Origin of the sequence: Collinsella sp. CLA-ER-H10 (assembly GCF_040092475.1) — a bacterium.
GTDB lineage: Bacteria > Actinomycetota > Coriobacteriia > Coriobacteriales > Coriobacteriaceae > Collinsella.
Genome location: NZ_JBBNLM010000001.1, coordinates 132,364 through 147,165, shown reverse-complemented (window position 1 = coordinate 147,165; position 14,802 = coordinate 132,364). Strand labels below are relative to the sequence as shown.

General features: G+C 60.0%; 12 protein-coding genes. 7 read left to right on the top strand and 5 right to left on the bottom strand.

Annotated features, from left to right (window positions below; translation table 11 throughout):
- Positions 1–40 precede the first annotated feature (40 nt).
- The 3 genes from xseA to rnd all read right to left on the bottom strand — a co-directional run bounded on the left by xseA (position 41) and on the right by rnd (position 3,510).
- On the bottom strand, positions 41–1,477 hold the full coding sequence (gene xseA, locus AAAX36_RS00690; RefSeq protein ID WP_349073749.1) for an exodeoxyribonuclease VII large subunit: 1,437 nt from the start codon (positions 1,475–1,477) through the stop codon (positions 41–43).
- 130 nt (positions 1,478–1,607) lie between these two features.
- Positions 1,608–2,312 carry a zinc metallopeptidase gene (locus tag AAAX36_RS00685; RefSeq protein WP_138112154.1) on the bottom strand — a complete coding sequence of 235 codons (705 nt, stop codon included), beginning with the start codon at positions 2,310–2,312 and terminating at the stop codon, positions 1,608–1,610.
- 64 nt (positions 2,313–2,376) lie between these two features.
- Entirely contained in the window at positions 2,377–3,510 is a 1,134-nt protein-coding gene (gene rnd / locus AAAX36_RS00680) for a ribonuclease D (RefSeq protein ID WP_117797979.1), read from the bottom strand.
- Positions 3,511–3,608: 98 nt separating this feature from the next.
- On the opposite strand from rnd, the gene AAAX36_RS00675 reads away from it, so the two are divergent.
- The 5 genes from AAAX36_RS00675 (at position 3,609) to AAAX36_RS00655 (ending at position 10,423) form a co-directional block, all read left to right on the top strand.
- Entirely contained in the window at positions 3,609–4,526 is a 918-nt protein-coding gene (locus AAAX36_RS00675; protein ID WP_022094107.1) for a diacylglycerol kinase family protein, read from the top strand.
- Between the two features lie 410 nt (positions 4,527–4,936).
- Positions 4,937–6,739: a C69 family dipeptidase gene (locus tag AAAX36_RS00670; RefSeq protein ID WP_175406014.1), complete on the top strand. Its 1,803-nt coding sequence runs from the start codon at positions 4,937–4,939 to the stop codon at positions 6,737–6,739.
- Between the two features lie 408 nt (positions 6,740–7,147).
- Complete coding sequence (locus AAAX36_RS00665) at positions 7,148–7,720, top strand: hypothetical protein (protein WP_195245723.1); 573 nt, start codon at positions 7,148–7,150, stop codon at positions 7,718–7,720.
- A gap of 212 nt (positions 7,721–7,932) precedes the next feature.
- Positions 7,933–9,684, top strand: a complete 1,752-nt coding sequence (locus AAAX36_RS00660; RefSeq protein WP_349073680.1) for an energy-coupling factor transporter ATPase — start codon at positions 7,933–7,935, stop codon at positions 9,682–9,684.
- Positions 9,677–10,423 carry an energy-coupling factor transporter transmembrane component T gene (locus tag AAAX36_RS00655; RefSeq protein ID WP_138112145.1) on the top strand — a complete coding sequence of 249 codons (747 nt, stop codon included), beginning with the start codon at positions 9,677–9,679 and terminating at the stop codon, positions 10,421–10,423. Before AAAX36_RS00660 ends, AAAX36_RS00655 begins: the two co-directional genes overlap by 8 nt.
- Before the next feature lie 125 nt (positions 10,424–10,548).
- Here the strand turns inward: AAAX36_RS00655 and AAAX36_RS00650 are convergent, their stop codons facing one another.
- Both AAAX36_RS00650 and AAAX36_RS00645 read right to left on the bottom strand, forming a co-directional pair.
- On the bottom strand, positions 10,549–11,295 hold the full coding sequence (locus tag AAAX36_RS00650) for an aspartate/glutamate racemase family protein (protein ID WP_229030310.1): 747 nt from the start codon (positions 11,293–11,295) through the stop codon (positions 10,549–10,551).
- Between the two features lie 84 nt (positions 11,296–11,379).
- Positions 11,380–12,636: an ATP-grasp enzyme gene (locus AAAX36_RS00645; protein ID WP_035137907.1), complete on the bottom strand. Its 1,257-nt coding sequence runs from the start codon at positions 12,634–12,636 to the stop codon at positions 11,380–11,382.
- 234 nt (positions 12,637–12,870) lie between these two features.
- On the opposite strand from AAAX36_RS00645, the gene AAAX36_RS00640 reads away from it, so the two are divergent.
- Both AAAX36_RS00640 and AAAX36_RS00635 read left to right on the top strand, forming a co-directional pair.
- Positions 12,871–13,410: an MOSC domain-containing protein gene (locus AAAX36_RS00640; RefSeq protein WP_349073679.1), complete on the top strand. Its 540-nt coding sequence runs from the start codon at positions 12,871–12,873 to the stop codon at positions 13,408–13,410.
- Between the two features lie 234 nt (positions 13,411–13,644).
- The gene (locus AAAX36_RS00635; protein WP_117770125.1) at positions 13,645–14,778 is read left to right on the top strand and encodes a glucosaminidase domain-containing protein; all 1,134 of its coding nucleotides are present in this window, start codon (positions 13,645–13,647) and stop codon (positions 14,776–14,778) included.
- The last annotated feature ends 24 nt before the right edge of the window (positions 14,779–14,802 follow it).

Here is a 14,802-nt window from a genome sequence, read left to right as displayed (position 1 = left end):
CTGTTTCCTTTCCTAAAGGTTTATTGCTATGAAACGCGGGTTACTCGACCGTATCGACCGTTGCAGCCACGTTGCCGTCTGCCATACGCACGCGGATGGCATCGCCGGGCTTAAAGCTCTTGGCGCTCGTAGCCACACCATCATCGCTGTACGCGATGGAATAGCCGCGGGCAAGTACCTTGAGCGGCGACAGGGCATCGAGCGAAGCCGCTGCACGGCCCAAGTCGGAAGCTGACTTGTTGAGCATTGTGCGCCCCTGATGCTCCAGACGGGAACTCGCAAGCGTGAGCGCATGGCGTTTGCCATCGAGCCCCGAGGTGCTTGCGATCAAGCGCTCGGGCAGACGCTCGAAGTTGGAGCGGAAGGCCCCAACCGAACGCGTTATGGCGCCCGACAGTCGATCGGCAGTCAGCGCAAGCTCGGACTCGCGACGCTCGACCATAAACGTTGGATCGTTGAGGCACGGGCGGCACGCGGCCGCATCGAGCGCGTCAACCAAACGAGCCGTATAGGTGTCCCAGGCACGACGACCGCGCTGGTCGAGCATTTCCAGATCGACCTGATCCGACCCGATCATCGAAGCCATCGCGGCACCCAGACGTTGATGGCGCGTCTCGAGCACGTCGGCCAACTCCGTCATAGCCGGCGCCACCGATTCTGCCGCTGCCGTTGGCGTGGAGGCGCGACGGTCGCTCACCATGTCGCAAATCGAGGTATCGGGCTCATGGCCAATGCCGGTCACCACGGGCACGGGGCAAGCCACCACCGCACGGGCAAGCTCCTCGTCGTTAAAGGTCATGAGGTCCTCGAAGGAGCCGCCGCCACGGACAAGCAAAATGCAATCGGGCGCCGGCGTAATGGCAGCGGCGCGGCGCAAGCCTTCAATAAGCTCTGCCGGCGCGCCCTCGCCCTGGACCTTTGCGCCCACGCAGACAAGCTCGACGAGCGGGTTGCGACGGCGCAGCGTACGCTTGACGTCGTCGATCACGGCGCCCGAAAGCGAGGTGACGACCGCCACGCGTGAGCAGAACACCGGGATACGGCGCTTGCGCGCTTCGTCCATCAGGCCCTCGCGGCGGAGCTTTTCGGCCAGTTGCGCCACTTGTTGACGCAGCAGGCCCTCCCCCGCCAGCGAGAATGAGCGAGCGACAAAGCTCATGCGACCCGTAGGCTTGTAGAGATTGAAGCTGCCCTTAAAGCTTACCTGCATGCCGTCGCGCAGATCGAAGGTGCGCTTAAGGTAGGCGCCCTTCCAGATGATGCAGTCGACGGCCGCCGAGTCGTCCTTAATCTGGAAGTAGCAGTGGCCGCTTCGGGCATTGGGACCACGAAAACCCGTGACCTCACCCAAAACGCTCAACTGCGGAATGGCATCGAGCGCGCCGGCGGCGATCTCCACCGCTTGGCTCACGCTGAGCTCTTTGCGCTCCTGCTCGTCCGATCCGTCGAACTCGGCGGAAACGGTATTGCCGGTCAGATTCCAGCCTGCCACGCAGCCCCCTTTCGTCATCGAGCACAAGGGCTTCGACCCTGCGCAGATTCAAGTCCAACACATAGTACAGCGCCGCGGGGACAAGAATCTCCGCGGCGCCTGTCAAGCCAACTTGTTATCGGTTGGAGTTTCTGTTGTAGCGAGCCATCAGGTAGAGCAGCTGAATAATCGAGGTGAGCGCCGCCGCCACGTAGGTGAGCGCGGCCGCCGTCAGGACCTTCTTGGCACCGTTGACCTGCTTGGAGCTCATGCCCGACTGCTCGATATACGCCACGGCGCGTCGGCTGGCATCGATCTCGACCGGCAGCGTAACCAGCTGGAACAGCACGCTAAACGAGAAGAAGACCAGCGCGAGGGTCGTGAGCCCCGCGATGTTCATGAACAGGCCCATGAGCAGCACGATCGTCCAGGTGTTCTGGGTAAAGTTGACGACGGGAACCAAAGCGGTACGTACCTTCATCATGGCATAACCACTTTGACGCTGGGCAGCATGGCCCGCCTCGTGACAGGCCACGGCAACGCTTGCAACCGACCCGCCCGAACGGTTGGCATCCGACAGATACAGGTTGTTGTCCTGCGGGTTGTAATGATCGGTGAGCTCGCCGGCAACGCCCTTGATACCCACGGCGTTGCAACCGTTGGCATCGAGCATGCGACGAGCGACCGTGGCACCCGTGTCGCCGTCCGAGCGAACCTTGGACCACGTCTTGTACGTCGAGTTGATATAGCTCTGCGCGGCAAGGCCAAGCACCGTGCAGACAAGAACAACCAGCAGGTACAGCGGGTCAATGCCAAAGCCGTATCCATAGTAATAAGGCATGCGAATTCCTCCGAATCGAGTTACACGTTGGAGGCATTCTACCCACTCAGCCGGCTAGGCTTCCCTATAACAGTTCAATCTTTCCGTCCTTCACGGTGAGCCCCATATTGCCGGAAAGCAGATCGTCCAGACGCGAACCCACGAGCTCAAAGCGCCAGCCTTCGCGCAGGGGGCTCTGCTCGGGATGCTCAATATAGTCGGCCAGGTCATCGCGCGAGGCAATGACCGAGGTCGCCACGCCCGAGCGCTCGGCAACCAGGCGAATGAGCGCATACATCAGGTCCGTCACGCTCTCCAACTCCGGCGAAATCTGACGGTGCCCGCGCACCATGAGCGGCAGGCGATCGTGTGGGCAGCTCGCACCGCGCTTAATGGCCATGAGCGCGCCGTCCACGTCGCGCTCCCCCAGCTGGTCGGTACCGCGAATGCTGCGGAACTCCTCAACACGAACGGGATTACGTTTAACCAGGGCCAGCAGCGTATCGTCGGACATGACCCACTTGCGCGGGATGTTGCGGCGCTCGGCGCGGTCCTCGCGCCAAGCGGCAAGCTCGCGTGCGATGCCCAACTGGTGACGGCTACACGAGTTGATGCGCTTGACCTTGCGAAACGCCTCATGGCGGTCGGCGCGGTAGTGCGACTCGTCGGCCAGCGGACGCAACTCGTCGAGCACCCAGTCCACCCGGCCCAGCTCGCGCAGGCGACTCATCATCTCGGTATAGGCGACGATCAAGTACTTGACGTCATCGATCGCGTACTCGACCTGCTTATCAGTCAGCGGGCGGCGCGACCAGTCGGTCAGCGACTCGGTCTTGGGCAATGAGACGCCACAAAACGTCTGCACGAGCGCGCCGTAGGAAATCTGCTGGCGCTCGCCCAAAAAGGCGGCGGCCACCTGCGTGTCAAAAATGGGACGCGGCAGCACGCCCACGGTATGGAGCATGACCTCCATATCCTGCGAGCAGGCGTGGAAGACCTTAGTCACGCTCTCGTCGGCCATAAGCTCGGCAAGCGGCGACAGGTCGTCGATCACCAAAGGATCGACCGCGACGCTCTCGGCAGGGGTGGCAATCTGAACCAAGCACAGGCGCGGATGGAACGTGCGCTCGCGCAAAAACTCGGTATCGACGGCAATCGCGTCGAACTCACGGGCGCGCTGGCAAAAGTCGAGTAGAGCCTGATGTGTGGAAATGTACATATCAACCCATCGAATAAGGTTAGGCCCGAAAAACACGGGTAGGATATCGGCATTGCCTTACAACTATACTCGGTTAGTCACAGAACGGGAACGTAAGTATGCGCTGCCTTATCATCCACAACCCGGCATCGGGCCCCAGCTCAGATGAAATCTACGCATTCACGCACGCCCTCGCGCAGGGCGGCGACGAGGTCGTGATGCGTTTTATCGGCGATGGCATGGAGCCCGAGGACGCCGTGGCAGACGTGCGCGAGTTTGATCGCGTGGTCGTTTCGGGCGGCGACGGCACCGTCTCCAACGTGCTCGACCAGATGCGCGGATGCGGTGTCCCCACGCTCGTCTTCCCCTCCGGCACAGCCTGCCTGTTCTTCAACAACATCGGCAATGCCCCCGAGGCAGCGGCGCTTGCCAAGGCTTGCCGCGCCGGTCGCACGGTCAAAGTGGACATGGGCGAGCTCTTTTGGCTCGACGAGAACGGCAACGAGAAGCGCCACGGCTTTATCATCATCGCCGGCTCGGGCTTCGACGCCGAGATCATGATGAAGGCCGCCCCCGCCAAAAACGACATCGGCGAGATCGCCTATTTCCTGTCGGCGCTCGCCACACCCAACCCCACGGTGGCGCATTTTACGATTGAGCATGACGGCATTGTCGAGGAGCTCGATGGCATCTGCTGCATGGCCGGCAACACCTCGGTCATTCAAAACGACATCAACCTGTTCCCCGACTGCCGCATGAACGACGGCATGGTCGACATCGCGGTCATCGAGCCCGTAAAAACCGTCCAGCTCCTGCCCACTGTGATCACCGCCGCGCTCGACCCCGCCGGCAAGGTGCTCGGCCGTCCGCAGTTCAAGATCATCCAGACCAAGGAAGCCAAAATCACCTGCACGCCGTCGCTGGGCATGCAGTTCGATGGCGAGATCATCTCCAGCAACTCGGGCGTCTTTGGAGCCCGCGCGCTTCCGCAATGCCTCGACCTCATCGTCGACGAATTCTCCCCGCTCGGAAAATAGGAGGACCCCATGAACGACAATCCCCTGCTCGGCTTTATCGTCATTGTTCTGGCCATGCTCGTCGGCTATGCGATTAACGTGATCCACCGCCGGAAGAAGTAATTCCACATTGGTATGATATTCATCCAATTATCGTCTCCCCTGTTGTTTATGCATTTGCACGACAGCGGGGGATTTTTCTTTGTGCCCCGTGCAAGGCGCTTTATTCAGGTACAGTAATTGCAGGGCGTCTTTATTTAAATAAAGCTAGATAATGAGTATTATTGTCCGCTCATCGCATATTTTAGGACGCTCATCGAGTATTTCATCGAAATAGATGAATACTATTGAGACTTCCTATAGGCTAATAGATGTATTTATTAGCTGAAATCCTGCACGGTTCCGCGGGGTTTCAACGGTTGGGAGGGATTATGAGGTTTACTCATCCTGTCAACACGCTCAAAAAGCTCGGCTGCGGCCTTGCGTTTGGAGCAACGGCCATCATGGCCATGCCGACTTCGGCACTCGCCTGCACCCAGATCTACATGGGCAGCAAGCTCACGGCAGACGGCAACACGTACTACGGCCGTTCCGAGGACTTCGGTCCGCGCTATGTCAAGCACTTTGGCATTGAGCCCGCACACAAGGACGGCAACGAGTACACCTCGGTCGAGTCCGGTTTTGAGTACAAGTCCAAGGGCGCAACCTACCGCTACACCTTCGTTCGCGACAACCCCTCGCAGTGGGAAGATCGCTACGACGCATATTCCGAGGCAGGCATCAACGAGAAGGGCGTCTCCTGCTCTGCCACGCTGAGCACCTCCTATAACGAGAAGGCCGAAGAGGCCGACCCCATCACCGAGGAGACTGGCATTGGCGAATACAGCTATGCCAGCGTCATCCTGGGCGAGAGCGCCACGGCCCGCGAGGGCGTCGAGCTCATCGGCAGCCTGATCGACGAGCAGGGCGTCTGCTCCAACGACCAGATCATCATCGCCGACAGCACCGAGACCTGGTTGTTCGCCGCGCTTTCCGGCCATCAGTGGATTGCTATGAAGCTCGCCGATGACATCGCCTCGCTCAACCCCAACATCGGCAACCTCACCTATAACGTCGACCTCGATGACACCGAGAACTGTCTCCATTCCGAAGGCATCGAGTCCATGCCTAAGGAGAAGGGCTTTGCCGAGTACACCGACGGCAAGTTCGACGTCGCCAAGACCTACGGCGAGGAGATTAGCGAGGCCGGTATGCACCAGTGGTCGCGCTATATCCAGGGTCGTGATTACTTCATGGCTCCGCTTGCCGAGGGCACCGACTACGAGATCGTCAAGGACGAGCGCGAAGAGGCTCGCGCCACGACCGGCGCCCTGGTCCACGAGATGCAGCCGCTGTTCTTCCAGCCCGGCAAGTCCGACTGGAACACCTTTGAGATGATTCGTTCCTTCGCCGCTCGCGGCGAGAATGTCGCCGGCCTCAACGCCAACACCGACGGCGCCTATGCCATCGGCTCCAACCGCAACACCGAGATCCACACCTTCCAGATCCGTCAGGGCATGGACCCCGAGATCGCGACCATTCAGTGGGAGATGCTCTCCAACGCCGAATTCTCCGTCGCCATCCCCTTCTACTCCGCACTGCTCACCGAGGTCAGCCCCTACTTCAGCGATCAGGATGTCTCCTTCGATCACTGCGAAGAGGAAGACGTCGTGAACAACGAGGAGCCCAAGAACTCCATCAACTACGTCCTCATGGACATCAACACGCTCGCCTATGAGAACCGCGACCACTGCGCCACCGGCGTCCGCGCCTATCTCGACGCCCTGCAGAAGGAACTCATCGAGCAGAACCTGACCGTCGACGAGGCCATGCAGGCCGAAGAAGGCACCGAGGCCCGTACCGCCCTGGCCAACAAGGCCGGCAAGGCTGCAACCAAGAACACCTATGTTAAGTGCAAGGCCATGCTCGAGGAGATGCGCGACTACCTCAAGGAGGGCGATTTCTCCGAGGAGTTCGTCCCGAGTGACTACGATGCTGACAACGACTGCCTGGTCGAGTCCATCACCTACGCCGACGAGGCCCTTTCCGATGAGGACGTGGCCGAGCCCGAGGCCGAAGAGGAAGAGGCCGCCGAGGAGAAGTCCGAGGGCAACAACATGGCCGCCATGGCCGTTGGCGCCGTCGTCATCATCGGTGTCTGCGCCTACGTGATCTATCGTCGCAAGAAGGCCTAAGACCCTCATGTCCTAGCTGAGCGGGCGGGGCACATGAGTCACCTCACCCGCTTAGCCCGCTCTTATTGACCGACGGGAAACCCGCCTGAAATCTTTTCAAAAAAGATTCCCCCGCACACACTTCGCTGTGCTATAGTGCAGCGCAACAGCAACTAGGTGCGACCGCGCCATGGCATCACGAAAGGAGTCACCAATATGAAGGACACGATGACGTCTCTCAACAACTGGTGGTGGCGTGATGCGAATACGATCGGTCGACAGTGAGTCTCTCATGCCTGTTTTTGCGCTCTAGGTGATTGGAAGGCCTCCGGTTTCGACCGGGGGCCTTTTTCTATCTCGAGCCCGATCGCATTCGCATCACGCGCCTCCGCTTTTCTCTTGCACTCCCCTTCCGAAAGGATTTTCACCATGTCTCAGAACACCACCGCCGCCCAGCCCCGCACCGTCCAGACCGCCGACCGCGGCAAACTCGATGTCCGCGCCCTCGTCCTGCTCGCCATCCTGCTCGCCGCCGGCTTCATCCTCAACTTCACCGTCGGCAAGGCAATCTCGGGCATCTCGGGCGGCATGATCAGCCCCGAGTTCATCATCTCGGCCTTCTGCCTCACCATCCTGGTCGTTCGCCCCAACATCGGTCAGGCGCTCGTCATTGGCCTCATCTCGGCTGCCGTGATCCAGATCACCACCACTTCGCCCTTTGTCGATTTTGCCGCCGAAGGCATCGCCGCCATGCTCATGGCCGGCATCGTCAACGCCGCCGGCAAGAACGGTCAGGTCAAGCCCGCGATCGCCATTGTCGCAACCTTCCTGACCACCTTTGTCTCCGGCGTCATCTTCATGATCATCAAGATGGCCATGCTCGGCGTGGTAGGCGAGCTCGCCGCCGCCATGCTGCCCGTCGTCGCCATGACCGCCGTCTTTAACGCCATTCTGGTCGGCGCCCTCTACCTGCCCATTCAGAAGGCCCTTAGGCTCAACTAACCCGCTCGGCTTTACGAGCCACCCCATCTTGGCGTTCATTCGTCGCTCGCGTACCCAAGTACGCTTCGCTCCTCTTTCGCGCCAACCTGGGGCCCCTCGTAAAGCCGTCTCCGTGCTTCACCATCAAAGACTGTCCCAAACGACTAGCTTTTGGGGACGTTCTTAAACGACTAGTCATTAAAGAACGTCCCCAATGACTATGAAAGGTATCCATGGAAACGATCATCAACGTCGACGATGTCTCGTTCTCCTATGGCACGCAGACCGAGCAGGCGCTCAGCCACATCTCGCTCAGCGTGAACAAGGGAGATTTCATCGGCATCATCGGGCCCTCAGGCGCCGGCAAGTCTACGCTTGCCGCCTGCCTGTCGGGTGCCGTGCCCCACCACTACACCGGCACGTTCTTTGGGTCCGTCATGGTTGACGGCCACGACACCTGCGAGGTCTCGCTGACCGACGTGTCGCAAATCGTCGGCAGTGTGCTGCAGGATATCGACACGCAGATGGTCGCCTCGGTCGTCGAGGACGAGATGCTCTTTGGCCTCGAGAACTTTGCCGTTCCCCACGACCAGATCGAGCAGCGCGTGAGCGAAACGCTCGAGACCGTCGGCATCAGCGACCTGCGCGCCCGCGAGATCGCCACCCTCTCGGGCGGACAGAAGCAAAAGGTAGCCATCGCCGCCATCCTCGCCATGCGTCCGCGCGTCTTGGTTCTCGACGAGCCCACCGCGGCACTCGACCCCGCCAGCTCCACGTTGGTTTTCGAGACGCTGCGTGAGGCAAACCGCGCACTTGGAATCACCATCGTCGTCGTTGAGCAAAAGGTCGCCCTGCTCTCAGAGTACTGCAACCGCGTGCTCGTGCTCAACCATGGCGAAATCGCGCTGCAGGGCGAGCCACACGAGGTCTTCGCGCATACCGACGAGCTCCGTGCCATCGGCGTCGACTGCCCTCGCGTCACGCGTATCTTCAATAGCCTCCAAACCGATGGCCTGGTAAGCGGCACCCCTTGCTTGGATGTCGATGAGGCCGAGCGCCTGATTTCGGACATCGTCGACCCCGTACACGCGGTCATCGAAGCCCAGGCGCCCGCCGGTTCCCCGCATGCACCGTCGTTGCGCCCTCATGCCAAGGACGCCGAGCCCGTACTCACCTTCGACCATGTTGAGTTTGCCTATCCCAATGGCGGCGCCGCCGTCCACGACCTCAACCTGACCCTCTATCCCGGCGAGCTCGTGGGCATCGTCGGCCAGAACGGTGCCGGCAAGACCACGCTCACCAAGCTGCTCACAGGCCTGCTTAAGCCCGCCTCGGGCAGCGTGCGCGTCACGGGACTGGATACCGCAGCCGTTCCCACGAGCCGCATCGCTCGCGAGGTCGCGACCCTCTTCCAAAACCCCGACCGCCAGATCTGCAAGGACACCGTGCTCAACGAGGTCGCCTTTGGCCTGGAGCTTGCCGGCATCGACCGTGCCGAGGCTCTGCGTCGCGCCCAGCTCGTCATCGACCGCTTTGGCTTGCCGGCCGACGAGGCGCCCTTCTCGCTCTCGCGCGGTCAGCGACAAATGGTGGCGCTTGCCTCCGTCGTAGTGGTTGAGCCCAAGATCGTCGTGCTCGACGAGCCCACGAGCGGCCTTGATTACCGCGAGTGCATGACCGTCATGGAAACGGTGCGCACCATGGCCGAGCGCGGTTGCGCCGTCATCATGGTCTGCCACGATATGGAAGTCGTCTCGGATTTTGCCGAGCGCATTGTGGTAATGGCCGACGGTCGCATCCTCGACCGCGGCCGCACGCACGAGCTATTCTCGAACATCGATCTCATGCGGCGTGCCTACGTGGAGCCTCCCCAGGTTATTGAACTCTCGCGCCGTCTGGCATCTTCCGTCTCGCCCGCTTTTGCGCAGGTGAGCGAGGTCACCGATGTCGTTCGAATTACCAAGGAGATGATCCACCGTGGTTAACGTCATCGACTACATGCCGGGCGATACGCTGCTGCATCACCTGAACCCCGTCGTCAAACTGGGCCTCGCCGCCGCCATCATCGTCGGCATCTTCTTGTCCGACTCCTACGTGGCGCTGCTAGGCTTTTTGGCACTCACCCTTGCGCTGGGTGCCTATGCCGGCGTCGTCAACCGTCTGTTCTCGCTGCTCAAGTTGCTGATTCCGCTCGCGCTTATCATGCTGGTGCTCCAGCTGGCCTTTATGCGCGATGGCAACGTGGTGTGGGGCTTTATCACCGACACGGGCCTCATCACAGGATCAAAGGCCTGCCTGCGCCTGCTGGGTGTGGCGCTACCACTCATCCTCATGCTCATGGTGACCAAGCTCAACGACCTTGCCAACGCCTGCGTCGAGGTGCTGCACGTACCGTATCGCTATGCCTTCACCTTTACCACGGCGCTGCGCTTTGTGCCGGTGTTTGGTCAGGAGATGAACGCCATCATGGAGGCGCAGACCGCACGCGGCGTCGAGTACGACACCAAGAACCCCATCAAGAAGCTTAAGCTCATGCTGCCACTGTGCGTGCCGCTGCTCATCTCGAGCGTGGGCAAGACCGATGCCACAGCCTTGGCGGCAGAACAGCGCGGCTTCTATCTGCGTACGCGCGCCAGCTCGTACAAGCGCTACCCCATCAAGGGCCTGGACATCGCCGCGCTCATCGTCAGCATCGCCCTCATCGCCATCGGCTTCCTGTTCTAGTTCACCACCGACAGCAACCGTCCAACGCAAAAGGCCTCGGCTCGCACCAAACGAGCCGAGGCCTTTACTGTTTCACCAGATAAAACCTACCAAAATAAACCTGTCCCTTTTTGGCGGGTCGGAAGCTAGAGGCGGTAGGGGACGCCGCTGCGGATGATGGATTCGCGCACCAGGACATCCATGGCGTCGAGGGTGATCTCGGGCATCTCTCGGTACTTTTGCAGCACCGATAGCTCGGTGCAGGCCAGAATGACGCGGTCGCAGCCGCTACGGGCGAACTCCCACATCACGCGGTCGAACTTATCCATATCGGGCTCACGTCCGGCCTTCACATCATCGTAGATAAGCGACATCACATCGTTCTGACGTTTCTCGCTGGGATAGACGACCTCAACACCCGCAGCCTTACATTCGCGGCCGTAGACACCCGCGCCCACGGTTCCGTCGGTGCCCATGATGCCAATCTTGTGCACCGGCTCGGCCGGCATACTCAGGTTGGGGTCGAACTCGCACTCCCCCATCACCGCACCGGCCAGAGCATAGCGCACCGACTCACGCGGCATGTGGATAATCGGCACCTTCGTAAACGACTGGATCTGGTCGTAGAAGTAGTGCGACGTGTTGCAGGGAATGGCAATGTGCGCACAGCCCAGCGACTCGAGTGCCTGGGCACACTCTTTCATGGTCGCCAGCAGCTTGGCATGCTCGCCGGTCTTAATGGCCAACGTGCGGTCGGGCATGGTCGACTTGGAGAGCACCACCATGTCGATATGTTCCTGATCGCAGGCAGCAGCCGTATGACGCACCACCTGGTCGTAGTAATACGACGTGGCCTCGGCGCCCATGCCGCCGATAACTCCCAGCTTTTCCATCGCCGCCTCCTTGATGACGCTTGCGCAATTGCGCGTATCATACCCGCGCCCGCCCGATGCAAACCGGACGGGCGCCGCGCTCATCTACTTGTAATACGTCTTGAACAGCTTAAAGTGGCGCAGCTTGGTGTGCCACATGCGCAGCCAGCGGTTAAAGACAAAGTCGCCCTTCATAAACGAAGGGTCGGCGCCCTTGCCTTCCTTGTCCAGGCGATGCACCTTAGCGCGCAGCTCGGGATCCTTGACGTACTTGTCGACGACGCCCATGGGGACGACCATCCACAGGGCCTCGTCCTGAGCCGTCACAAACTCCGGCTCAAACGGACGGTTGAACACATACTCGTCCACCACATACTTGGCAACGTTAAAGCCGCTGTTGGTAACGTAGTAGTTGCTGCGGCCCTGGCGCGTGTTGAAATCGAAGAACTTAAACGAGCCGTCGCGCTCGTCGTACTTAACGTCAAAGTTGGAATAGCCCACAAAGTGAAGGTCCTCGAGCAACTTGCGCACGCCGCCCATGAGCTCGTCGTTGGGCTCGGTAATGATACAGGCATGGTTGCCGACACCGTGGGGCTGATGCTCCTCGAGCAGCACATGGCCCAGGCACATCATGCGCACCTTGCCGTTGCGGTCGGAATAGCTGGTGAGCACGCGCATGTACTCGTCGTTGCCGGGCACGCGATCCTGCAAGATCAGGTCGTCGGTGTAGCCGCTGGCATACGAATCGCGAATGACCTGTTCCAGCTCGGCGCGGTCGGCAATCTCATAGGCCTTCTTCTGGCCCTCGAACTCATGCTGCCACCACATGATGCCGTCAGAAGGCTTCAGAATCATCGGGTAAGGAAAATCGATCTGGTCGAGCACTTCGGCAGGCGCCTCACCCTGGGCATTAAGCATCGCCTTGGTAAAGGTAAACGTGTGCGGATAGGGCACGCCATGCTTCTCGCACAGCTCGTAGAAGATCTCCTTCTTCTGGCACTGCTCGAGCATGCTGTAGGGCGCGTAGGGAGCGACGATGTTATCCGCCAGCTCATGAGCATCTTTGGCTTGAGCCACGAGAGCGACATAGTTGTCGCCACAACCCACAAGGACAATCGTCTTGTCGGCATGCGCTTGGGCAATGCCGTTGACGGTTTTGAGCATCACGGGCATGGTGTCGATATCCACGTTGGGCGTGTAGTCGATAATCTGGCTGCGGTACGCGGGACCCGTCTGATACTTGCCAAAGACCAGACTCTTGACCTGGTACTCCTCGTAGAAGGCGCGCGCCACCGAATAGGCGTTGATGTCGCCACCAAGCAGCACGGGAATGAACTCGCGCTCTGTAAATTGCAATGCCATGGAAACTTCCTATCATGAACTGCCCACACAACGGGCGGTCTTTGCGCAACTGATTTATTCTAGCGTGCCAAGCCGCCGGCGCCCAAAGCTCCACCGTATCTATGGCAATCGACGTAATCGTCCAGCACGAAGGCCAGCACGAAGACGGCGCTCACCGTTGTATGACAATGGGCAATGAACCTACCATTGTTGTAGGATTCAGCGTATTGACATCCTCAAACGAAAGGCGCACACGTGCCCCAAGACCATCCGACCGATAATCCCATCCTCAATGCCGCGAAGCGCGAGCTGGCGGAACGTGCGAAAGCGACCGCTCCCCTGTGCATGGCAAACGACGCCTACAACGGACCCGCCCGCATCGTCTCGATCAACACGTCGGCGCACAAGGGCACGCGCAAGTCGCCCGTCGCCGATGGACACGACACCGTTATAGAGCAATTTGGCCTCGCCACCGATGCGCACGCCGGGCATTGGCACCGCCAGGTCTCTTTTTTAGCCGCGGAGTCCATCCAGACGGCGCAGGCACGCGGGCTCGACGTACACGAGGGTGACTTTGGGGAGAACTTCACAACCCGGGGCATCAACCTGCTCTCGCTCCCCTTGGGCACGCAGCTCAAGCTTGGCAGCGAGGTGCTTGTCGAAATCAGCCAAATCGGCAAGGCCTGCCACACACGCTGCGCCATCTACTATCTCGCCGGCGACGGCACCTGTTCGTTCACCCCCGCCGAGGCCCTCGAAGAGATTGAGCGGGCTCGCCAGAAGGGCACGCTGTAGTTATAAAACCCCACGTTGAGATGGCTTTTACAGCCCAAAACTCCTCTCAAACAGGGCTCTGTAACGTTAAAGTTGAACTCTATGGTTTCTCAACAATTCATCATAACTGCAGGTCAAAGCCAAAGCCTCAAGTTCAACTTGACCCTTTGGGACCTTTAAGGTTCAAGTTGAGGTCGAAAGCAGTAGTAGAATACCGTTCGAACCATAACCTACGATTGATTGCAGAGGGACTGGATGCAGCATTCGAATCATCGCACCGCAGCGCTCATTGCGTCGAAGCCGGCTCGTATCATCACGAGCGCCGCGCTCGCCGTTGCGCTGACGGCCACGCCGATGCTCTCCCCCGTTGCGGCGTATGCCGCCTCGCAGGCAACGCAGGACCAGCTTTCCGCAGCCCAGCAGAAGATCGAAGCCGCTACGAGCGCCTACAACGACGCCCGCACCAAGCTCGATGACCTGCAAAAGCAGATTGACTCCAATGAGGCAAGCATCGAGGAAATCGAGGCTAAGCTTCCCGAGCAGCAGGCCAAGGCAAGCTCCGCCATGCGCGATCTGTACAAGTACCAGAAGGGCACTAACCCCATCGTGAGCTTCCTGGTCAACGCGCAGAGCCTGGGTGAGTTCATCACGACCTGCAAATACACCAACCAGATCACGAGCTCGAGCGTCGACGAGATCGAAGAGCTCAATAATATGCAAACCGAACTCGAGCAGAACAAGGCCGAGCTCCAGCAGGCCAAGTCTCAGCTTGAGGCGGAGCAGAAAAACGCCGAGGATGCGCTGGCGCAGGCCCAGCAGCTCCGCAGCGAGGCACAGGCAAAAGCCGAGCAGGAAAATGCCGCCGAGCTTGCCAAGCTTGAGGCCGATAAGGCCGCTGCCGCCGAAAAGCTCTCGGGCGAGGGCGTAAGCGGCAGCAATTCCAGCAGCCAGGCCACCAACACCAACACCACCATCGACACCACGGTGAACAACGCCAATACCGGTAGCTCCGATTACGATTCGTTCATTAATGAGTGGACGAGCCGCATCGACAATTATCTCGCCGGCTCCCCCATGGCAGGCCAGGGCTATAACTTTGCCGTCGCCGCTTGGAATACCGGTGTCGACCCCCGTTGGTCCCCCGCCATCGCCTGCATCGAGAGCACCAAGGGTGCTTATTGCGCCAATTCTTACAACGCCTGGGGCTGGAGTGCACGTGGCGGCGGTTGGCGCAGCTTTGGCAGCTGGAGCGAGGGCATCTCCGCTCACGTTGCCTATCTGGGCGCCAACTACGGCTCCACCCTTACCCCGGCAGCGGCCAAAAAGTACTGCCCGCCCACGTGGCAGGACTGGTACAACAAAGTCGCCGCTCAGATGAACCGCATCTAAGTGCAACTGCAAAGGGCCCCAATG